The organism is Geomesophilobacter sediminis (assembly GCF_016458275.1).
Taxonomy (GTDB): Bacteria; Desulfobacterota; Desulfuromonadia; order Geobacterales; family Geobacteraceae; genus Geomesophilobacter; species Geomesophilobacter sediminis.
The window spans coordinates 306,141-327,108 of sequence record NZ_JAEMHM010000001.1 but is presented as its reverse complement, the minus strand read 5'-3'; the positions used below and the strand labels follow the sequence as shown (position 1 = coordinate 327,108).

Sequence of the window (20,968 nt, the reverse complement as noted above, 5' to 3'; positions counted from 1 at the left end):
GCCTGCTACCCCGCCCTTTCCGAAATGGCGATAATAATCAGCGTAATGTAACGTTCGCGACGGATCATGGCGCTACCTTGCCGCACCAAAGCGGAGTTGTCAACAAGTTTAGGTGGTTATCAGTAAGGCTGCGTTGAGCCGCCGATCCGACGAGCCCCCGTTGCGCCGTCCGATCATGCCAGCCGGAACCGTTCCACCAATCCTTTCAGGTCCGACGCCAGGACGTTCAATTGGTGAGCGGCGCGCGCGGACTGGTGGGCGCCGTCGGCGGTCTGATTCATCACCATCTGCAGTTCACCGATGTTGCTGCTGATCTCGTGGGTGGTGGCCGTTTGTTCCTCGGCAGCGGTGGCGATCTGGTTGACCTGCATGGTTACCCCGTTGATCTGCTGGATGATGTGCTGCAGCGCCTCGCCGGATTTCCCCGCTTCTTCCGTCCCCAGTTCCACGTCCTGAACGCCGGCGTCCATGTCCGAGACCGCGGTCCTGGTCTCGCTCTGGATCGCCTTGATCATGTCGCTTATCTCGTGAGTGGCCCGGGTGGTCCGTTCCGCCAGCGCCCTTACCTCGTCGGCAACCACCGCGAAGCCGCGCCCCTGTTCTCCGGCGCGCGCCGCTTCGATCGCGGCATTGAGGGCGAGCAGGTTCGTCTGGTCGGCGATATCCTCGATCGTTCCGATGATGGTGCCGATTTGATCGCTGCGGGCGCCGAGCCCCTCGACGGTACGGGCCGAGCCGGTGACCCTCCCGGCGATTTTGTCCATGAGGACGACGGTGCTGTCGACGACCTTGGCCCCGGAGAGCGCGACATCGGTGGCGACCTTGGAGTTTTCGGCGGCGTGGTGGCAGTTTCGGGCGATATCCGCCGAGGTGGCCGACATCTCTTCCCCGGCGGTGGCGATGGTGGCCGCCTGCCTGGCGACCTCCTCGGCACCGGTGGCAATCTGCTCGGCGTTGGTCGAAACCAGCTCGGCCGCCTGGACGACCTCCCCCGAGGTACCCACCACCTGGCGCATGATCCCGGCCAACTCCTCCGTCATCTTGTTGAGTTCCTGGGCCAGGTTCCCCATCTCGTCTTTACTCGAAATGGTCGACCGCGCGGTGAGGTCACCCGCTGCGATCTGGGCCAGGGTCGCATAAAAGCTGTTGACCGCCCCGGAAATGTTTCGGGTGATGGTAACCGCGGCGCCAATGGCGAGCACCAGAGATACCAGCGCCAGGGAGACCGAGACGGTCCGGGCGGTTTTCGACAACGCGGTCGCCTCCTGATAGCGGAACTGGTTCCGTTCTACCTGGTAGCGCTGGAATTTGTCAAAAAGCTCCCTGACCCGTTGATTCTTCGGCTCCCCTTCTGCTTTCATGAGATCTCGCGCCTCCTGAACCTTTTGCTGCTTGGCCAGGTCGATGATCCGGTTGTTGACCCCGGCCAAGACCTGAATGGCATCGGTGAGGGCGCCCTGCATCTCCTTTCCCTTTTCGGTCGGATCCAGCTTCTTTATCTGCTCAATCTCGGCGCGGTAGGCTTTCCTGAACTCGGAGATCTTGTTGAGTTCAGCCTCGATTGCCGCGCTGTCGCCGGCGTTGACGACACAGCCGCGCACCGCCGCGGCGATCTCCACGATGTCGGTCTGCGCGTTACTGGCACTGACCACGCGGACGTTGTTGTTCATGACGATCCGTTCCAGGCCGCTTTCGATCTTGTTCATGTACATATAGTTCAGGATGACAATCGCCCCCATCATCACCAGGATGACCCCGAAGACCAACGACATCCGCGCTGCAATACTCAGATTGGTAAAAGACATACAACTCCTCCCTTTATCCTGCGGTCCTGCCTCAGGCGCGATCCGCGTCGGGATCCCGCGTAAGACCATCCCTACCCCGTTGTAGGTAATTTCCCTACATATCGGTCGATAAATGCAGTACTTGAGAAATTTTCTTTACCAATTTGCGGGGAATCGTTAATGAGGCGGGAAGCCGCCAAGGCAAGAAAAAGAGGACGGGAAAAGAGGTTCATCCACAGGGAATGGAACCGATCGTGCCGGGTCTCAGGATAGTGGTTTGAAGTCCCCCTTTAACAAAGGGGGATTGAGGGGGATTTAGCTTTAAGGTTTTGACTTTATGAGAGTTAGCCCGATAGTTCGCGTCGAAACGCGACGAATGGAAATAAAAGGCCCGCCTCCAGGAGCGGGCCTTTGGGCAAAGTTGATTATGAACCTGAAAATTCCGCAGAAAGCCCGAGGATTCAAGGCCCGGCTCACGGTGTCATCGATCCAGCGGGACCATCACCGGCTCCCGGCCGCGATTATCGACTTCAGAAGACCGGGAAACCGCTCTTCCAGCTCCTCACTGCGCAACGAGTTCATCAACTCGTTACCTTCCCGCCGGCTCGTGACCACCCCCGATTCCCGCAGCACTTTGAAGTGGTGCGACAACGTCGATTTGGGCATCGGGATGTCGAACGCTCCGCAGGCCACCTGCCCGGCTTTGGCGATCTTGAGGACAATCTCCATCCGTACCGGGTCGCTGAGGGCGTGCAGGACCTTGGACAGGGAAATCTCGTTCGGTAAAGGTTGGAGAATGTCGGTACATTTGGTCATTTGCCAGTCTCTCTCATATTTTTCCCCATCTTATAGAAAGGGGATTGACATTGCAAGATGGTTCGACTATTTTCGAACCGTCTTGTTCGAGATTTATCGAAATACTCAGACTCAGTCGCAGACGGCGGGATAGGAAGCGAAAGGCAACCGTCCCCCCCAAAGGAGAAACGGACATGAAGGTCATCGGAATCAACGGAAGTGCGCGGAAAACGTGGAACACCGGCACCCTGGTTGCCAAGGCGCTGGAGGGAGCTGCGGCGCAGGGAGCGGCGACGGAACTGATCCATCTTTACGACCTGGATTTCAAGGGATGCAAGGGGTGCCTCGCCTGCAAGACCCGCGGAGGGAAAAGCTACGGGAAATGCGTCCTGAACGACGATCTGGCCCCGGTACTGGAAAAGATTGCCGACGCCGACGCGCTCATCATCGGCTCGCCGATCTATTTCGGCGGGGTCACCGGCGAGACCCGCAGCTTTATCGAGCGGCTCCTGTTCCCCTACCTCACCTACACCATCCCGTACGGAACCTTATTCCCGAGAAAGCTCAAGACCGGTTTCATTTACACGATGAACGTTACCGAAGAGATGAGCAAGCAATACGGGTACGGTCAGATGTTCGGCACCAATGAGCGTTACCAGCAAATGCTCCTGGGGCCGGCAGAAACCCTGTGCGCCTATGACACCTGCCAGACGGAAGATTATTCCAAGGTAGTGATCGAAAGCTTTGACCCGGTCCACAAAGCCGCGCGCCGCAGCGAGGTGTTCCCCCAGGAATGCCAACGAGCCTTCGAACTGGGCCAGCGGCTGGCCGGAGCATAGAGCATTACCGCATAGAATAAGAAGCGGAAAAAAACAAAAAGGGGACGGGCTGTCGAAATACAGTCCGTCCCCTTGCCGTTACGGTCGGTGCAGGGATGGTTACGGCAGGACGTGGATAGGTTGAAAAAGCGAAGGATATTCGGGACGAGTCAGTCCGGTTCCGGGCCCCGGGGCGCCGAAGGAATGATTACCGACACCACAACGAGCTTTTTTCTCACCGGGACAGCCTCGCGCCAGGGCCTTAAACGATTTGACAGGGAATGCACTCATCTTCATTGAAGGAATAGACCGCACACATGCGGTGATAGCCATCGGCGACAATGACCCTGCCATGTTTTGCGTCCCGGACCAGAAGAATCGGCGACACCCCTTTGCCATCCTTGATCTTTTTCCGGTCCTTGTCCACATGCGAGTTGCTGACCCCAAGGAGAGATAGACCTGAAGCTCTGAAGATATCTTTCGCCTTGAATTTGGTGATGGGGGCTTTACGGAGCTTTGCCACAATCTCCTGAGCATCCTTGCTCTCATAGATCAGGGAAAGGTACGATTCCGCCGCGGGGTAGTCCTTCTCTTCCGGCTCTGGTTTCCAAGTAATTTCGGTGCCATTGCTCATAGGTCTCTCCTTTCGGTTCCCCGTTATCCGCGCCGCTTCGTCAAACGCCCATTCGACTTCCGGTTCTTCACCGCCATCCCAACGCCTTAGGCTGGCCGATGCTGTTCGCAAGCTTCTTCCCCCTAGTCTCTACCTCCCTACCAGAAACCCTGATTCTCGCGAGAAGAGTACACCCGAAGGTTACTTTGATCGCCTGCCCCTTGAACATCAAGAGAAAAGACTTGCCCCTCTTGCGTGATGCCCCCCTTGCGCCCCGAGGAAATTGATGGAACCGCTCCCACGGGTGTTGTCCTGAGAAGGACGAAGAGCGGAAACGGTGGGTGGCCAATCGGGCGCAACCTTCGATGGTTGCAAATGAATTTGCGATGCATTATATTCTGGTCAATCTGACCAGAACTGGAGCGTGCAGATATGAGCGACAAAATGAAACAATCTCATGGTTCGTTTAACCTGCCCAACCATTGGCGTTTGCAAAATGCCAAGGCGCGTTTCAGTGAATTGGTGAGGCGCGCCAAGAGCGAGGGACCACAGCACGTTTCGGTGCACGGACGGGATGAAGTCGTGGTGATCTCGGAAGAGGAATACCAGCGTCTCCAGGGAGGCATGACAGGACAAGCCTTGATTGACGCGATGCAGGCGTCACCCTACCGTGAGTTGGAGCTCGAACCGCAGCGCATGCCTATGCCGGTTCGGGATGTCGAACAGCTATGAAGGGGTGGCTGCTTGATACTAACGTTCTTTCCGAGTTACGAAGACCTAAGCCGGAACCCAAGGTGGTGAAATTTATCGCCCAACAGCCGTTACGGGAACTCTTCGTCAGTGTCGTCACTCTGGCCGAAATCCGTTTCGGCATCGAAATAATTGACGACGCCTTACGCCGAGAAGAGCTGAGCCACTGGCTGAGCCACAAAGTTCGCCCTATGTTCGTGGGGCGAATTTTACCGGTGAGCGAGGACGTGATGTTCTCGTGGCGGTTACTGGTAGAAGAGGGACGCAGGGTGCGGCATACGTTTTCACAGCCCGACCTGATTATAGCCGCAACCGCCTTGCAAAGTGGTCTAACCGTCGTTACGCGCAACACGCCTGATTTTGCACGAGCCAAGGTTACCCTGCTGAATCCCTGGACCCAGTAAGGGTGGAGCAGAGATACTTGCGGTTTCCTCACCTGAAATCACCCCGGCATAAAGCAAAAAGGGTCCTGACCGCTTAGGTCAGGACCCTTTTTTGCTGTTTTTCGTGAAATGTGCAACCCCGGCCCGGCCGGACTAGACCTGATTGGTTTCACGCTCAAACTGGGCACGGCTGTTGTACCCCTGATCGCCGAACGGTTGCAGTTGGCGCTGCCAGCGCAACTTGGCGGCCAGCAGGAGCCTCTCCGTCCGCTCTCCCGGCTGCGGGGGCGGCAACTCCTCCAGTACGGTGAACTCAAAAGCCGGCGCGCCGTGTTCCGCCAGGTCTTTCTTCAGACTCTGGCTGGACGGGAAACTGCCCATGCGCAGTTGAAACTCCCGGCTGGTTTTCGCGCTCTTCAGGTCAATGCTGCCATCGATGAACAGCCGGCCGTTGTTCGTATTTCTGATCTGGTAAATTCCCATCGCCGGACGACTCTCCTGATACTCGCGCTTCAACTCCGCCCGCCGCTGCCGAGGTGTTTCACTATGGCTCGCGCGGGATTTAGGGGCTTTCGGAAGGGGAAGCACCCTCGTCTCGGTCGCCGGCGCCTCCCGCCAATAGTGACTGTCATCACGCCGGATCAACCCTTCATCCACCAGCAGGCGGCGCACGGTGCAGTAATCGTCGAACAACGGCCGGATCAGACCGGTCACTTCGCTTTCCATGTAGCGGTGTCCCTCCTCGAAGCGCGCGGCAAACTGTTCCAGCACGATCAGGCGTTTCTTGTGCTGGGCCGGCAACCGCTCCAGCGTGCCGTGGGGAAAAAAGGTGGCGACCACCTTGGCGCGGTAGTCGTCGAACCGCTGCTCCTGCACAGCCCTGCCGGCGGCGCCGGCTTCCACCAGCTCCTTGAGCGTGGTGTGCAAGAGCCCTTCGTTTGCCGTCACCATCACGTAGTACTGTTCCTTGCGGCTGCGGATCAGCCCGGCATGTTCCAGTTTTTTCAGATGAAAGGATACCGTCGAGGGGGCCAGAGCATGTCGCTTGGCGATTTCCTCCACATACTGGGGCTGCTCCAGCAGCGAGCCGACGATTGCCAGACGTGATTCGTCGGCAAGGGCTTTGATGATGGCGAGACTCTGATCGGCATCCATTTTTTTGCACCTCTGTTTTGATAAACGTCGAAACAAATTTAACCAGAGCGGTCGCGCACTGTCAATCTATTTTTATCGATATCGAATTACAAAAAAACAACAGGGCCAAAGCACGAGGTTGCGCCGGTCAGCAAAAAGGCACGCCCAGTTGCCGTCATCTGCGTGAACGGCCGCGCTTCGCCCGGTACCGATGGCGATAGTTGAGCTGAAACAAAAGGGGTCCCGACCGTTCGTTCGGGACCCTTTCGCTCTTCTAGCCTCCAGCGCGGCTTCACCGCCAAACGCCTAAGGAATCTTAAAATCTTAACAACGTTCCCTCGGGTGGACCTCCCCTCAGGTGGACCTCAGGCTTGCAATTCTGCAACTAGAACATTTGTAATTGCATAGTTGCAAGCCCCCCAGGTTGTGCCGCGCGAGAATCAGGGTGTCTGATAGGGTAAGGAAGGGGGACGCCTATGAATTATGCGTTGATGCAGCGAGAAACGCATAATTTCATGGGATGTCCCCCTGTTTTGTACTTCTCGGTCAATTGACGACCAATTCCCTGACGCCAGCTTGCTTAGCAGTTGCGGGATTCCGACCGATGATCTGCTCCCGTCGGTTGTCGTACCGGTAAGTCATGTTGAGCCGAAAAGAGAGTAAGGACTGAATCGGTCCATGGATGAAAAACGCCCGGATTGACCGGAAGATTATCCGGTCGAGACGGTAAAATTCGTGATAGAGCCAGTCTGCGCCGTTCTGCAACTCCCTTTTCGTCATCTTCGCAGGATGAAATACGACGTGGCGGTAATCGTAATGCTCCCAATCCCGGTCCAGAATTCTCCCTTCCCTTTCCATATCACCGAAAAGAGGAGTGCCTGGCAGCGGGGTAAGAATATTGACCTGGATGGCGTCAACGTCGGTCTGCTGAAGGAAACGGAGCGTTTTCTCGAACACCCCCACCCGATCATCGTCCATACCGACGATGATCCCAGCAATAACGCCGATGCCCGCCTTCTTTATTTTGCGTATCCGTTCCGCATACGAGGATGCATCGTTAAATCCCTTGCCTACTGCGGCAAGGTTATCTGCGTTGGTCGTTTCCACGCCGATGAAGAGCCCTTGACAGCCTGCTTTTCTTGCGAGGCGGAGCAGTTCCTGATCGTCGGCGATGGTTATGGCCGCTTGGGAAACCCACCTTTTTCGCAAGGGCGCCATTTGCTGAAAGAGCTCTTTAGCATACGGCGTGTCGGCAATGATGTTATCGTCAACAAAGATGAAGTCCCGCCCGATCTCCCGCAGTTCCTCCAGGACCCGCGCCACCGGGCGATGTCGATAGCTGCCGTTGTGGAATGCGGTCACAGAACAGTAGCGGCACTGGTGAAGGCACCCTCGAGCGGTCTGGACCGCGTCAGTCGTCGCGTAGTACTGGGCGGTCGTACGCAGCAGTTCCCGGCGAGGAGCAGGTGACAGATCCAACTGTGGCAATGCATCGTGTTGATATAGCTTTTTCAAACTTCCAGCAACCGCATCCAGGACAAGCGCCGGCCAAAGCCCCTCTGCATCTCCCACGAGCACCGCATTGAAGTGCTGGCTTGCCTCGTCAGGCAGGAAGGTCGGGTGGTAGCCACCGGCCACCACGATCTTTCCCCTTCGGCTGAACTCGGCGGCTATCTCATACGCCCGCGGCGCGAGGGCGGTCATGAACGATACCCCCACCATATCGACGTCACAGTCGAAATCGAGGGGTTGGACGTGCTCATCGCAGATTGCTACCTCGTGTTCCGGAGGAGTTAGTGCCGCCACAGTGGTAAGGGGGAGAAGGCTGAAACGAAGCATCTTTCTTTGCGGTACTTCTGGCCGTTCAGTGGTAACTCTCAACGTGTGATTCGCCGGTAAGACAAGTAGAATTTTCATTTTGGTCTCCAATCCCATCAGAGTGATTCGACAATCGATTGCGCTCCAACGGCCGCTAAAGCGATCTCTTTCAGTCCTTTAAGATCCAACTTCCCGGCACCTAGAATGGGAAGCCCTTCCACTTCGATGTAGCAGTCACGGCCCGGCTTCCAGAGGTTGGGAAGCGTACTCTCTGTCAGCATCAGCTGAAGCGATGCAGCGTCGGTGGCTCCCTTCACATAGAGAACCACCAGCTTCTCCCCCTTTCGCTCATCCGGCACCGAGGTAACCGCGACCACGCCCGCCTGCCCTAAGCGCCCGTGCAACTCGTCCTCCACCACGCCATGCGGAATCATCTCGCCGCCAATCTTGCTGAAGCGTGATATCCGGTCGGTAATGCGGATAAAGCCGTCGTCATCCATGACGCCGATGTCCCCGGTAAGATACCATCCGTCACGGACCACCTCGGCGGTCGTATCGGGCCGCCCCAGGTAGCCAAGCATGACATTGGGCCCCTTGACCTGTAACATTCCCGGCTCACCCGGCTTGAGAATCTCACCGTTTTCAGGGTCAACCACGCGGATAGCAACGCCCGGGATCGGGCGCCCCACGCTGCCCTCCTTAACGCCGTGCTGCAGCACGCCGTCGATCTCCACATCCGGAAGACTCAGGGTGATAACGGGCGACAACTCAGTTGCTCCGTATCCTTCCAACGGCCGAATGGCGAACTTTTCCTGAAAAAGGTCGGCCACCTTCCCCTTCAACTTCTCAGCCCCGGTAATGACCAGACGCAGGCTGGCGAAGTCTTCCTTCTTCGCCCGGCGCAGATAGGCCAGGAGGAAGGTCGGCGTCGCCAGGAGGAGGGTTGATTTGTGCTCGCGGACCACCTCGGCGATCTTTTCCCCCTCCATAGGATTGGGATGATAGGTGGCAGAGAAACCGCTCACCAAGGGAAACCAAAGGGTTCCGGTAAAACCGAGTGAATGGAAGAACGGCAAGGCTGAGCAGACGTTGTCGTCCAGGTTCACCCGAAAAACCATACGAAGAGCTTCGATGTTGGACATGATGTTGTGGTGGGTGAGCATGACTCCTTTCGGATCGCCTGTGCTGCCGGAGGAAAAAATCACCGTTGCAGGGCGGTCGGCACGGAAGCCGTCACGGCAACAGAGCCACCGGGCAGGAATGAGACGGGCCTTGAGCAGCGCTATAAACTTTTCAGCGGTGGATATGCTGGGGAGGATATCCTCGAGGAAGATCATTCCCTCGACTCTCGGGACGTTCGGCAGCTTCTCGAGAAACGTCCGCGCCGTTATTACTGTCGTGATTCCGCATTGGTTAACCGCGGAACAGAAGGAGGCATCAGCGGCGGTGTAGTTCAGATTGACAGGCACGCGGCCCAAAACCGAGAGGGATAGGTTGACAAGCACACCACCGACAGAGGGAGGGAGCAAGACACCCACATGCTCTTCCCCACCGATCTGCCCGTCCAGCTTCTTTGCCAAAGCGAGAGTGGCCACCAACGTCTCACCATAGGTGAGGGCCTTGCCGGAAGTATCGGCGACCGCACGGCGCCCATTATTCCTCTTGGCGGTACGGATGAAGTATTCGGCCAGTGGCCGGCGACCAGGCTTCCTGGAGTCAAAATAATCGCAGGAGAGCTCCATGACCTTCTGCCTAACCTCCCGGGCCGTGCTGGTGGCGGGCATCGGCGCCCCGAAAAGGATGGTCACGGGATACGGAGATAACGCCGGTGGCCTGGACAGGAGTCGGCCGTGGGCGTAGGAGAGGATGCTCCCCCACGCACCGCCGATGTAAACCGGGATGACCGGATACCCACGGTCCTTCACAATGCGCTCGAAGCCGCCGCGAAACTCTTGAAGCATACCGTTTCTCGTGAGTGCGCCCTCGGCGAAGATGCAGACCATGTAGCCATCGTCTAGGGCAGCCCGGGCCTGACGGATGAACTCCACCATTTCCTTGCGGTTGTCATTGGAGGAAACGGGAATCACCCCCATCAGTCGGAAGAGCCCGCGCAAAAGAGGAGTGTTGTAGATCCGCCGCTCCATGACGAAGCGAATGCGGCGCTGATTGGTTGCGGTCAGAAGCAGAGCATCGACCCAGGTTACATGGTTGGGGATGAGAAGAGCCGGCCCTTCAACAGGCAGATGCTCGGCGCCAAAAATCTTCAGGCGATAGAAGATGCGCATGGTGACCAAGGCAATGAACCTGAGAAGGAAGTCCGGCAGAATGTAGAAAGAGAGCACAGTTAACAGGAGGGTGGCCACCCCGATCAGGCTGAAACCTTGGGCAGCCGTCAGTCCAAGCGGGCCACAGAAGAGCCAGGTGAGGGCCGATGCCAGGAGAATTCCGCCCCAGTTGACAAAGGTGGACGCGGCCAGAACCTCCCCCCGTTTGGCTGGAATGGCCCGAAACTGGATGAAAGCCTGGAGGGGAAGGCTGAACAGACCGGCGGAGAAACCGAAAAGGACGATGATAAGCAGACAGGTGGCCAGGTTGCTTGGGGCGGCATGGAGCAGTATCGGCGCAATGGTGAGCCCCGCTGCACCTAAGGGGACAATGCCGAATTCGACATCCCGGCCGGAGAGCTTTGCCGCCAGGAGAGAACCGATGCCTATGCCAAGGGCCGCCGCAAGGAAGAGGTACCCACTCTGCGCTTCGGTCAATCCCAAGCGTTCCATCCCGTAACCGATCAGGTTCAACTGCGCAAAGGCCGCGATAAACATGAAGTAGGCGAGACCGATTATTGCCAGCATGAGATGCCGGTCACTACTGATGCTATTTATCGTACGGAATATTTCTGCCGGGAAGAGCGCAACCGGTCGGCCTGCATCGGACGGCTCGGTCTTCGCCATCATCCAGGCGGAGCCGAGACCGCCCAATGCGACGCCAAGACAAGCGAGGGCTGCCAGCCAGAACCGGCCACCCACCAGCTGGGTCAGCACGGAAGCGAACGCGGTCCCGATGATGATCGCCAGGAAGGTACACGATTCCATAAGTCCGTTGGCCCGCGAGAGCCGTTCCTTGCCGACCAATTCAGGGATGATGCCGTATTTGGCCGGGGCGAAGAAGGCGCTGTGGGTCGCCATCAGAAAGACTACGAGATAGAGAGCGTTTCCCATTTGCAAAGCGAAAGCCGCCACCGCCAGAGTTGTCACCGCAACTTCGACCAGTTTGACCATAACGATCAGGCGGGATTTGGAGAGACGGTCAGCCAGGCCTCCAGCGGGGGCCGAGAAGAGAAGAAATGGCAGGACAAAGGCCGCACCGATTGCTGCAGTTATGCCCCCTGCCATCGTTCGTCCCTGGCTGGCGATAAGGCAGAAAATAATGAGAAGCTTCAGGATGTTGTCGTTGAGAGCGCCAAGAAACTGTGTCATGTTCAGCCAGGTGAAGGATTTCCCTAAGGTCCGTTCGGTGCTCATTGGCGACCTCCGTTCGACTTCGAGCTGATCAACTTAGCAATTCGTGCAGGCATTCTGATAAGTGCCGCCACATTCGTAAAAATCACATCATCCACCCCGAGAGCTTCCTTTAGGGCAACGTCTCGATCCCATGGATTCTCAATCCCAGTGATGGCCAACAGCTTTGCGGGGGGCAGCCGAAAGAGAAAGGCATACGGAGAAACAATCCCGGTTTTCAAAAGCGGCATGTCGGTGCCGTACAGAAGCCTTTCGTGCAGTTCCTTATGATTAAGGAGGCGAAGCAGGTGGCCGAGACGGTTCATTTGGGTAAGGGCTGAAATGTCGGCATAGAGGTTGGGGTATTCCTGGCTGAGACGCAGAAAGCGATCATGGTTACGCTCACCGCAATTGCGACCGTTGCTCGCGGCATGAGCGGCTATCACTGTTACTCCCAAGGACAGAGGCAGCCTCAACCGCTCCGGGTCTCCCAACTCGTCTCGCGTCCTGGTAAAGGAGCTTTCCTCGCCGGTATGGGTAAGTAGCGGTAGTCCAAGCTCCTTCAGCTTCAGATAGAAAGGAACCAGCCGTTTGTCGGCAGGGTCGATGTGTTGGATGGAGGGAAGCCACTTAACCAAAACGGCGCCACCGTCGGCGACCTTTTCCAGTCGCTGTATGGCGTCCCGTCGGTATGGGTTTACGCTTGCACCGAACATAAGGTTCGGATAACGCCGTACCTCACGCGCAAGAAACTCGTTCGGGATATAGATTTCGGTTCGGGCTGTGTCGAGCTCGCCGGCATCGTTCACCACCCCATCCATGGCCAGTATTACCGCCGCGGCGACACGCTGGGATGCAGCCAGTTTTTCCGAAAGTCGGCGGAGGATCAGGCTATCCCCTTCTTTCTGCAATTCCTTCTCGGTCACGCCAAACGCCTTAAGGTAGATCCGGTATTTCCAGCTATTCTGAAGCGCGGGGGAAACGAAACAGCCGCTCCCACCGGCACCGATCCCTGCAGTATGGCAATGAATGTCGATGATGTTCTTACCATGTTCCACAGCATCTACTCTCCGAGACGAGAGACAAAACAAAAGTATGAAGGCTGTGGCAGCGAGACAGAATGAGTTCATGGATTACCTTCCTTCCCTGTTCAATGATATTTATCAATCTGGCTTTTACAGGGATCGTGCCGAATTCTTCTCACTGGATAACAATTTAATATTTAACGCTTTTTTGGGGTGAGGCCTCTTTGCCTTTCTATACCATCAATTATTGATTGACATTATTTGCATATTACCTATACATCAAATGCATGGGGAGCCAAAAAGATAGAACTGCAGAGTGGACGTTTTTTGAAACGGTGGCCCGGGCGGCATTCGCCAACCCATTCGGGGAAATACGGGACGATCTTGACGTGGTTATCGGCGGTGCCGCTCCAGGTTCCTCAGCCGAGGAAATACTCCAAGCCGTCGTCATCCGCATCGAACAGCGGATCAACGAAATGCAACGTAAGGGCAAGGCCGATCTGCGGCGCTACGAAGGGAGCCGGCGGGATGTGTTGCGGACTGTCTTTCTATTCCACCTGTTTCACCGTCACACAGAGAATTTCGACCGACTGATCCAGGCTCAACTGAAGGGCGGCGACTCCCCGAGCCGCGTCTCTTTTGCTAAAGAGGTATTGCACGGCCTTGGTGGGTTCGGCTTTATTGAAGAGGAGGCCGTTCGTTTCTTTGCAGTCTTCTATCAGTTGCGACGGGCGTTTTACTTTATCCGAAACGGATTGGTCGGCGGTTCCCTCTCGATGCGATCACTCAGAAAGCACCTGTGGGATTGCGTTTTCACACATGACATGCGGTGGTTCGAGTCACGCCTCTGGGACCGGATGGAGGACTTCTCCGTTCTCCTCCTAGGCGAAACTGGCACTGGCAAAGGCGCTGCAGCCGCTGCCATTGGCCGTTCCGGGTTTATCCCTTTTAACCCTGCCACCAACAGTTTCACCGAAAGCTTCACCCGCAATTTCATCGCCACAAACCTCTCTCAGTACTCTGAAGGCGTGCTCGAATCAGAGCTATTCGGTCACCGAAAGGGTGCGTTTACCGGTGCCGTGGAAAATCACGAAGGGCTATTCAGTCGGTGTGCCCCCCATGGAGTAATCTTTCTTGACGAAATAGGTGACGTCGGTGCTCCCGTACAGATCAAGCTCCTGCAGGTCTTGCAAGAGCGGATTTTCTTCCCAGTTGGAAGCCACGAAGCTAAGCGGTTTAGTGGGCGGATCGTCGCCGCGACCAACCGACCGCTCGAGGACATGCTGACGGCCGGTAAATTCCGAGAAGATTTTTTCTACCGTCTCTGCTCCGACGTCATCACCCTGCCTACCCTGCGTCAACGGCTTCAAGAGGAACCTGCGGAGATGGACAACCTTCTGGACAGTGTCCTCTCCCGGTTGGCAGGAGAGGCCTCTGACAGGGAAAAACAGCTTGTCAAGAATGCCCTAAAGCGGGACGTGGGACCGGATTATCACTGGCCTGGGAACGTGCGTGAACTGGAACAGGCCGTGAAACGGATCATTCTGACCGGCCGCTACCAAGTGATGAAGGGGGAAAAGCAGAAGCAGGATGCTGCGGATTGGCTGGTTTTAAGGATGAAAGAAGGAACTTTAGATGCCGAGGGTTTGCTCGCGGGTTATTGCGGCTTACTTTACCAACATTTTTCTACGTATGAGGACGTCTCTAGGCGTACAGATCTAGACCGTCGAACTGCAAAGAAATACGTGCAGATGGGGTTGGCACTTTTAAAAGCCCGCTAGAATATTCCAGGGGGTCTTGTTTGGTGACTATTCGCAACCAATGGTAAACAGTAAAGCCCCTGCTTGGTGCGCTTCGTCCGCGTATCAGCCTGCCACCTCGCTACCCCGCCTCAGGGGTGTTCTCCTCGTCCCCCCATTCCGACCTTCGATTTGCCGCGTCAGGTATGTTTGACCCGAGTTTCCCAACCGCACTGTTTACACATCCACCCCGGTCTACTTTGGTTGTAGACCTCAATTGTCTGAAGGCGCCAGAATCAGAGGGACGTTGTCAAGATTTTAAGTTCTCGCAGATTCCAATGAAAAATGCGGAAAAGCTACACGCCCGTGTTTCGGAAACAAACGGCTGATCAGGGTCTTCTTCCTGTTCGGCCGTTCGCTCTTCTAGCCTCCAGCGCGGCGTCTCCGCCAACGACCTTAGGAATCTTAAAATCTTAACAACGTCCCATCAGGTGGACCGCTTTGCCAATTGGGACCTTACGACCCTCTGTTACCAGAACGCCGCTCCCTTGAGCTACCGGGATGAACGGATAATTCCCCAGACAGGACTTTAACCTGCTAGATAAGCAGTTGTTACTGCGAACGGACGCTCATGAATTATGCGTTGATGCAACGAGAAAGGCATAATTTCATGGGCGTCCCCCTGTTTTCTCAAGTCCACTTGGCAGTCAGAGCAAGTGAAGAACCCATCTCGATATTCAGCTTTGCATTTGGGGCATATCATTCATACCTCTAGCCAATCTAAACTTTTCCCTAATAGTTGGCATTCATTGCCCCGACCAGTCGTCGGTCTAACTTCCTAGTGTCTTTCCTTTTGCCCACGTTTGCTTCAGAGCAATGGTTATCTTCTTCGAGCCAAACAGGAGCCACGCACCTAGCCCAATCTGAGTGAGGTCTTCAAGAATGTCGGGTAAGGGGACCTTTGTTTTATAGCCTGAAGGGGTAACAAAAACGTCGTATTTGTTAGTTGGTGCGGGAAACGCGTAGGATGCCAATATTTTTACTGTGAATGGAATTGCATGGAGGAGGACGTAAACACCAAGCAAGGAAAAGCCAACCGCTTGTAATACCTCATATGATGTTTGGTCAAATTCAATCAGATCATTTTCTAAGTCACGAGTAATAAAGTGAGCTATTTTTCTGCTCTTTATTACAACTAAAAAACCTATCAATAACAACGCTAATGTCCCGAGTGCGGTCACCGTTGTATAAGTTTTATAACCTTGATCTGAGCCACCAAGCTTTGCTATGAAGGCAAAAAAACCAGCTGATGTAAGAGCTGCGTTGAGGAAGAGATACCCTGCAAAAATTCTTAGGAACACGACCGTCGCAGAAAAAATATTCAACATAGAATGGTATCTCCGTTTTATCGACCTGCTGGTAAGTCATTTGTGCATGATGCTGAAATAGCCAAATGTTTTCGTGTAGGTTATCGCAGGGGGCGCGGTGTCAGATCTTTAAAAATCACTTTAAGACAAAACCTTGTAATTCAAGATCTGGCACCCGTCCTAGGCACCCGTCCTACATTCGAAGCGGCCACGTTGAGGCCGATGGGAATGGTCTGGGTGACGCCGGTCCGGTTCCCGTTGCCGTCCAGGGTGTAGAAGTGCGTCGCTATTTGGCTTCCCGCGTTGGAGAGACGGTTTTTCAAGAGCAGTCAGCGGTTCGCGTTGTCGTAGGTGTACTTCGTGTAGGTGTTGTTGAACTGGTGGATTCACTAGCCCATCTGATTCATTCAAACTTCCCCCCCAAAAGATAGTATAGATATGAGAATATCAGCAATACGATAAGCGCAATTGCACTTTTTTTAGCAATGTACTTAAAATCGGTAGCAACTTCACTAATTTTTCGTTTTTTGTAGGTTATTTCGCTAATCGCCGAAAACAATAAAATTAGAACATATACAACAGCAAAAAATAGTGTCGTTTTCATGAATCACACCCGTTATTGCCAGGAAAATCTGATGAATGCATTAGCGCCGTAACCAAGTGAGAAAAAAGGGGACGCCCATGTAATCATGCGTTGGTGCTGGGAGAAACGCATAATTACATGGGATGTCCCCCTTGTTTGCGCTTTTCTTCCACCGATTCAGACTACTGCGACCGGCAACGCCTAAATCATTATCTAAGAATCAACGTTCCAAATGAATCCACCCGTAAAGCGCTGGAGACGTATCGTAATAACAGTGCTGTACAAAATGAAGATCAACAGAGGATATATAACTGTTGTTTGTATACCTGATACTATCTAGATAATACCAACGTGAAGCGAATTCACACCCCCTACTACTCATTGTAACTGCCACGTTAGGGCTCTGTCCCAGAGTAAATTTATTAAGTATATTGTCACTGGAAAAGTTGGCCGACACTGAATCCTGCGACCCATCAATTGAAAACGAAAGAATGCCATTACCTGTATCACTGTCATATCTGAACCTGGCATTCTGCTCCGTAAAGGTATAAGTACCTCCTTGCCCTATGTTATCTCCTGTATCACTTTGGAGGTAGGCATAACTGCCGGAGAATGTCGGCAAGGGCACGACCGCCAAAGCCGCAGACTGCGTTACCCCCTCCAAGGTGGCAGAAATTGCCGTGTTCCCGGTAGAGAGAAATGTAGCTTGCCCAATGTTGCCGGAGTCGTTTCCAACGGTGGCCACTTGAGTATTGGACGAACTCCACGTTACCGAATTAGTAATATCCTTCCACCTATTATTTTCATAGTAGCCGTTGGCAGTGAAGTGCTGAACGGTGTTGGGCACCACGGTTCGACTATCGGGGGAGATAACGATCGAGCGTAATCTCGGGGCCAGTACTGTTACTGCTGTAGAGCCTAAAACTTGGTTCGCAGAAACCGAAATGGTTTCTTGCCCGCCATTGCCCTCAACTGTCAGTAACCCATTATCGGTATTTTCCTGACGGTAAAAGGATGTGTCCCATTTGACCTGATTGGTAACATCGGCCACACTGTCGTCTGCAAATACTCCGGTTGCTTGAAATTGCTGCTTAGCTCCCCATGGCACCATCAAGTTCGTTGGTGTAACTGAAAGGGACTTCAGGGCAGCATCCACAACGGTAATGGGCTTGGTACTACCACCAGCAACAAACATTTTTGAATCGCTAGAGGCTCCATATATCCCTACATATCTGACCAAAGCGGCAAAAAGAAGGCGATTCCCGACGGATGGACTTCCCGAAGAAATTCTGTAGGTAGTGGTTCCTTTATCTAGATAGAGATATGTTCCATCGCTTTTGGGCCAGACAATGACACCATAGGGGTCCTGCGCATCAAGAATCGCCAGGTTATACCAAGAGTCCGCTCCTGAATCTCCCTGAGTCCAGCTAACGGGAGTCGGTAATACGTTATGCCACGCATCAGGGGCCGAGAGGATAGGATATGAAGTAAATTGAGTGCTGGACGCGGAATAAGTAGTTTTGCCAATTTTCACCTTGAGAACAACCGGATCACCAGGAGAAATAGAGATGTTTCCTTCAAAAGCACCATGCCCTGGTGCCGAATTGTAACCAAAAATCATGTCATTAACGGTTACAACTGCCTCCGTAACGTCTACCCCTGTGGCACCGTCCTTAACAACAACACTCACATTTGGAATATTGCCTTTATTGGATCTATTATCGAAGCTAAGAATGACTGCTTGGATTTGTGGCCGTGGTGAATTTGGATCTCCGTTGTCTCCCCCTCCGCTTCCTGCACCACATGAAGTCATAAAAATTGCCACTGCCAAAGCGACTAACGATCTGAAAATTTTATCCCCCATAAACACCTCAAGATGCATCCAAAACTTCTAGAATATTTATTTTTTCACCACCAGAGAGAGATAGACACGCTGGACACGATCCACAGTACGGCCCTAAGCCTACCGAGGGGCCAGAGGCCAGGGTCAGGCTTGTAATTATGCAATTACAACGCTTCGAAGGGACCGAATGCATATTCTCACCGCAATTTCGCTCCTTACCTTACATGTGTCACCGCCATCGCCAACGGGAGAAACGCGAGGAGGGCGAAGTAGAGAATACCTATCTTGATCTTCGTCTTTCGGTCGACTTCGTAATACTGGGATTGTGCCGCGTCCTTCTTTTTCCAAAGGTTGTAGACGTTGCGACCGGCCGGGATGAGGATGATGAGCAGAATCGGATTCCAGGACTGCAGGAAGAACAGGAGGATGCCGATGAAGCCGAAGATCCAGAGTCTGGGAGAGATGGCGGCAACGACGCGGCCGCCGTCCAGGGGACTGATCGGGATGAGATTGAAGAGGTTGAGGAAGAACCCGGAGTAAGCGGCGGCCACCAACAATTTGCTGTGCAGGGCAATGGCAACGGCGCAGCAGGCGATGGCTCCGGCGGTTCCGGCGAGCGGTCCGGCCATCGCCGTCCACGCCTCCACCCGCACGTCCTTCGGCATCTCTTTCATTGCAATGAAAGCCCCGACAAAAGGGATGAAGACGGGAGCGCCTGCGTTCACGCCGAACTTTTTCAGTGCGATAGCGTGACCCATTTCATGGATGAAGAGGAGAAGAACGAAAAGCGCGGCAAAGGACCAACCCCAGGTCATGGCATAGGCCCACATGCTGAGAATCATGGTGAGCCCGGTTTTAAAGGCAGCACCGAGCTTGAAAAACTTCAAGCCGATCAGAAGCGGTTTCAGCACCTTCAGGACGGCCGCCCCGGCGACCGCGAGGGCGGCGACGATGCCGGAGCGTTTCGGCTTTGCAACTTCCGGCGGTGTGGTGATGGGAACGGTTGCCGTGCCGTCCGTCCCGATGTTCCAGTCGTCTTTGTCCCCCACCGTTCCGCGCATCCAATACTCACCAGCATTCGGATGGCTTGGGTCGGTCCGTAACTCGTACTGACAGGAACAACGCAGGGAGTCGTCCAGATTATCCGGGTTACCACAAACAGGACATTTCCAGGGCATATGCTTCCTTTGTCAGTCTTTGGGTTGGATCTGCCGCCTTAATGCGAAGGCAATATCGGAACCACTGGGATATCAATCCGACGGCTGCATCTGCGTTTTGCACTTCAAAAGCAAATCCCCCTAAATCCCCCTTCGCAAAGGGGGACTTCAAAGCGGACTTATCGATTTTTGCTTAGGTTCTTTCTGGGGTCACAATACTTATTTCCATGTCACATTCAGCACGTAAATGTGTTTCATGCATTCTGCAACTGTAAGCCGGTGTTCCAGGTGATCGCAACCCTCTGCCTACATCTTCGAAAATATCGTGTAGAGATCATCGAGCGTCAGCACGGGTACCGGATCGGTATTGACCCATGCGGCATATTGCGGCAGCTTATTAACGAAGGATGTTGCCGAGCCCACCATAAGGAAAGAAGGTTGGGGGTCGGAGAGATTTATTGCCAGGATGTCATAGTAACCACAGGAGAATCCAAAGACCCTGAGGATAGCTTTGTTCTTGATGCTCAGCCCTGGATGAGTGTTTTCTGTTGTTTGTAGCGCCTTGGCGTACCCCGCAGATCCGATGCTCGCGGTAACCCACTCCCCGTTGATCTTGTCCATGGTCAGCATGCACCGATATTGATCGTTGGCGGTAACGGGAAACTCCCATTGGTCCGTGGCGGCTATGGACTGATTGCTTTTGCCAGCGTTTTTGAGAACAAAGACAGGATATGGCCCGCCAAGTTGTGCAAAGGCAACTTCATCTTGGCTTTGGAAACCAAAGTCTGCCCATTCGTTGCCGATGGTTCCGACCCAAAAGGGCAATCCTGCCTTCGCAGCGCTCAGGACGGCAGATGAGGTGTAATTGAAAAAAGCTGGCGAGATATCTACGACGGCAACGGACGGAGCAGCATTCTGACTAGAACCGCATGCTGCGAGCAGTAAAACGGTACAAAAACATGCGATTATCTTGGTCACTGGTCGCTCCTCTTTATCCTCACCCGATGGTGTCACTACATTGGAATGGTTTACCAACACTGTGCAATAACAGGGGTTTGATGCGTGAAGCTAACGCAAAGACCCTGTAATTTCAAGAGGTTTCTAATTTGTTCTTATGAAGTTGAAAGGTTACAAAACTGCTCTGAGGAGTGCGTCTTTCAGGGGAGGGGAAAGCTGCGTCAGCTTTTACCAACAAGCACCGGAAAGGTGCTTTTGGGTCGGAAAGTGATGTTTATTTTTCGAAAGTGACGTTTTATTTCGCGAAGTGAAATTTTCGATGCGGAAAATGACGTTTTCTGTTCCGAAAATGTCATTTCAATTTCTGAAGTGTCGTTTTCAAATCCGAAAGTGTCATTTCAAATCCTGAAGTGTCATTTTCAGATCGGGAAATGTCATTTCGTGTTCGGAAAGTTTCGTTTTCTCTCCAAAAGCATGATTTCTTTCCAAAGGCCTAACGCCTCCTGACGAAAATCGAGAATGTCCAACAGCATAGGGGAACCGCGGGAGGGACGGGTGAAGGGAACTCGGATGGACCGGGTAGACTACGAAGGTCATACGCAAAAAGGGTCCAGACCGGGATGGTCTGGACCCTTTCGTTATTATTTGGAGCGGGCTCCTTGAGACTGGGCGCGGTTTTTCTCGTGCCGCCGGAGGGCGGCGTCA

General features: G+C 54.2%; 15 protein-coding genes. 4 read left to right on the top strand and 11 right to left on the bottom strand.

Features of this window, described 5'->3' with window-relative positions; translation table 11 throughout:
- Window positions 1-173 precede the first annotated feature (173 nt).
- Both JFN93_RS01350 and JFN93_RS01345 read right to left on the bottom strand, forming a co-directional pair.
- Window positions 174-1,805, bottom strand: coding sequence for a methyl-accepting chemotaxis protein (locus JFN93_RS01350; RefSeq protein ID WP_236021473.1), 1,632 nt, complete (start codon window positions 1,803-1,805; stop codon window positions 174-176).
- 480 nt (window positions 1,806-2,285) lie between these two features.
- Complete coding sequence (locus JFN93_RS01345; protein ID WP_199382175.1) at window positions 2,286-2,600, bottom strand: ArsR/SmtB family transcription factor; 315 nt, start codon at window positions 2,598-2,600, stop codon at window positions 2,286-2,288.
- 173 nt (window positions 2,601-2,773) lie between these two features.
- Here JFN93_RS01345 and JFN93_RS01340 point away from each other — a divergent pair, with 173 nt between their 5' ends.
- Entirely contained in the window at window positions 2,774-3,418 is a 645-nt protein-coding gene (locus JFN93_RS01340; protein WP_199382174.1) for a flavodoxin family protein, read from the top strand.
- 241 nt (window positions 3,419-3,659) lie between these two features.
- Here the strand turns inward: JFN93_RS01340 and JFN93_RS01335 are convergent, their stop codons facing one another.
- Window positions 3,660-4,031 (bottom strand): hypothetical protein, encoded by a 372-nt coding sequence (locus tag JFN93_RS01335; RefSeq protein ID WP_199382173.1) that lies wholly within the window; start codon window positions 4,029-4,031, stop codon window positions 3,660-3,662.
- Window positions 4,032-4,442: 411 nt separating this feature from the next.
- Here JFN93_RS01335 and JFN93_RS01330 point away from each other — a divergent pair, with 411 nt between their 5' ends.
- Window positions 4,443-4,742, top strand: a complete 300-nt coding sequence (locus tag JFN93_RS01330) for a type II toxin-antitoxin system Phd/YefM family antitoxin (RefSeq protein ID WP_199382172.1) — start codon at window positions 4,443-4,445, stop codon at window positions 4,740-4,742.
- Window positions 4,739-5,164, top strand: coding sequence for a type II toxin-antitoxin system VapC family toxin (locus tag JFN93_RS01325; protein ID WP_199382171.1), 426 nt, complete (start codon window positions 4,739-4,741; stop codon window positions 5,162-5,164). Before JFN93_RS01330 ends, JFN93_RS01325 begins: the two co-directional genes overlap by 4 nt.
- Window positions 5,165-5,296: 132 nt before the next feature.
- Here JFN93_RS01325 and JFN93_RS01320 read toward each other — a convergent pair whose 3' ends face one another.
- From JFN93_RS01320 to JFN93_RS01305, 4 genes are all read right to left on the bottom strand, one after another.
- Window positions 5,297-6,298 (bottom strand): metalloregulator ArsR/SmtB family transcription factor, encoded by a 1,002-nt coding sequence (locus JFN93_RS01320; RefSeq protein WP_199382170.1) that lies wholly within the window; start codon window positions 6,296-6,298, stop codon window positions 5,297-5,299.
- 525 nt (window positions 6,299-6,823) lie between these two features.
- Window positions 6,824-8,194 carry a B12-binding domain-containing radical SAM protein gene (locus JFN93_RS01315; RefSeq protein WP_199382169.1) on the bottom strand — a complete coding sequence of 457 codons (1,371 nt, stop codon included), beginning with the start codon at window positions 8,192-8,194 and terminating at the stop codon, window positions 6,824-6,826.
- Between the two features lie 17 nt (window positions 8,195-8,211).
- On the bottom strand, window positions 8,212-11,616 hold the full coding sequence (locus JFN93_RS01310) for an acyl-[ACP]--phospholipid O-acyltransferase (protein WP_199382168.1): 3,405 nt from the start codon (window positions 11,614-11,616) through the stop codon (window positions 8,212-8,214).
- Window positions 11,613-12,650 (bottom strand): amidohydrolase family protein, encoded by a 1,038-nt coding sequence (locus tag JFN93_RS01305; RefSeq protein ID WP_328753303.1) that lies wholly within the window; start codon window positions 12,648-12,650, stop codon window positions 11,613-11,615. Before JFN93_RS01305 ends, JFN93_RS01310 begins: the two co-directional genes overlap by 4 nt.
- Window positions 12,651-12,868: 218 nt before the next feature.
- Between JFN93_RS01305 and JFN93_RS01300 the strand changes: the two genes are divergently transcribed.
- On the top strand, window positions 12,869-14,398 hold the full coding sequence (locus JFN93_RS01300) for a sigma-54-dependent transcriptional regulator (RefSeq protein ID WP_328753301.1): 1,530 nt from the start codon (window positions 12,869-12,871) through the stop codon (window positions 14,396-14,398).
- A 788-nt stretch (window positions 14,399-15,186) separates the two neighbouring features.
- On the opposite strand, the gene JFN93_RS01295 is transcribed toward JFN93_RS01300, so the two are convergent.
- The 4 genes from JFN93_RS01295 to JFN93_RS01280 form a co-directional block, all read right to left on the bottom strand.
- Window positions 15,187-15,744, bottom strand: coding sequence for a hypothetical protein (locus JFN93_RS01295; protein ID WP_199382166.1), 558 nt, complete (start codon window positions 15,742-15,744; stop codon window positions 15,187-15,189).
- A 782-nt stretch (window positions 15,745-16,526) separates the two neighbouring features.
- Window positions 16,527-18,188 carry an Ig-like domain-containing protein gene (locus JFN93_RS01290; protein ID WP_199382165.1) on the bottom strand — a complete coding sequence of 554 codons (1,662 nt, stop codon included), beginning with the start codon at window positions 18,186-18,188 and terminating at the stop codon, window positions 16,527-16,529.
- Between the two features lie 176 nt (window positions 18,189-18,364).
- Complete coding sequence (locus JFN93_RS01285) at window positions 18,365-19,210, bottom strand: site-2 protease family protein (RefSeq protein WP_199382164.1); 846 nt, start codon at window positions 19,208-19,210, stop codon at window positions 18,365-18,367.
- 402 nt (window positions 19,211-19,612) lie between these two features.
- Complete coding sequence (locus tag JFN93_RS01280; RefSeq protein WP_199382163.1) at window positions 19,613-20,284, bottom strand: hypothetical protein; 672 nt, start codon at window positions 20,282-20,284, stop codon at window positions 19,613-19,615.
- Between the last annotated feature and the right edge of the window lie 684 nt (window positions 20,285-20,968).

Coding starts and splice junctions, on each gene's coding strand:
- JFN93_RS01325 (WP_199382171.1), top strand. CDS start 4,739: ATGAAGGGGTGGCTGCTTGATACTAACGTTCTTTCCGAGTTACGAAGA.
- JFN93_RS01315 (WP_199382169.1), bottom strand. CDS start 8,194: ATGAAAATTCTACTTGTCTTACCGGCGAATCACACGTTGAGAGTTACC.
- JFN93_RS01340 (WP_199382174.1), top strand. CDS start 2,774: ATGAAGGTCATCGGAATCAACGGAAGTGCGCGGAAAACGTGGAACACC.
- JFN93_RS01295 (WP_199382166.1), bottom strand. CDS start 15,744: ATGTTGAATATTTTTTCTGCGACGGTCGTGTTCCTAAGAATTTTTGCA.
- JFN93_RS01335 (WP_199382173.1), bottom strand. CDS start 4,031: ATGAGCAATGGCACCGAAATTACTTGGAAACCAGAGCCGGAAGAGAAG.
- JFN93_RS01350 (WP_236021473.1), bottom strand. CDS start 1,805: ATGTCTTTTACCAATCTGAGTATTGCAGCGCGGATGTCGTTGGTCTTC.
- JFN93_RS01290 (WP_199382165.1), bottom strand. CDS start 18,188: ATGCATCTTGAGGTGTTTATGGGGGATAAAATTTTCAGATCGTTAGTC.
- JFN93_RS01310 (WP_199382168.1), bottom strand. CDS start 11,616: ATGAGCACCGAACGGACCTTAGGGAAATCCTTCACCTGGCTGAACATG.
- JFN93_RS01320 (WP_199382170.1), bottom strand. CDS start 6,298: ATGGATGCCGATCAGAGTCTCGCCATCATCAAAGCCCTTGCCGACGAA.
- JFN93_RS01330 (WP_199382172.1), top strand. CDS start 4,443: ATGAGCGACAAAATGAAACAATCTCATGGTTCGTTTAACCTGCCCAAC.
- JFN93_RS01345 (WP_199382175.1), bottom strand. CDS start 2,600: ATGACCAAATGTACCGACATTCTCCAACCTTTACCGAACGAGATTTCC.
- JFN93_RS01285 (WP_199382164.1), bottom strand. CDS start 19,210: ATGCGCGGAACGGTGGGGGACAAAGACGACTGGAACATCGGGACGGAC.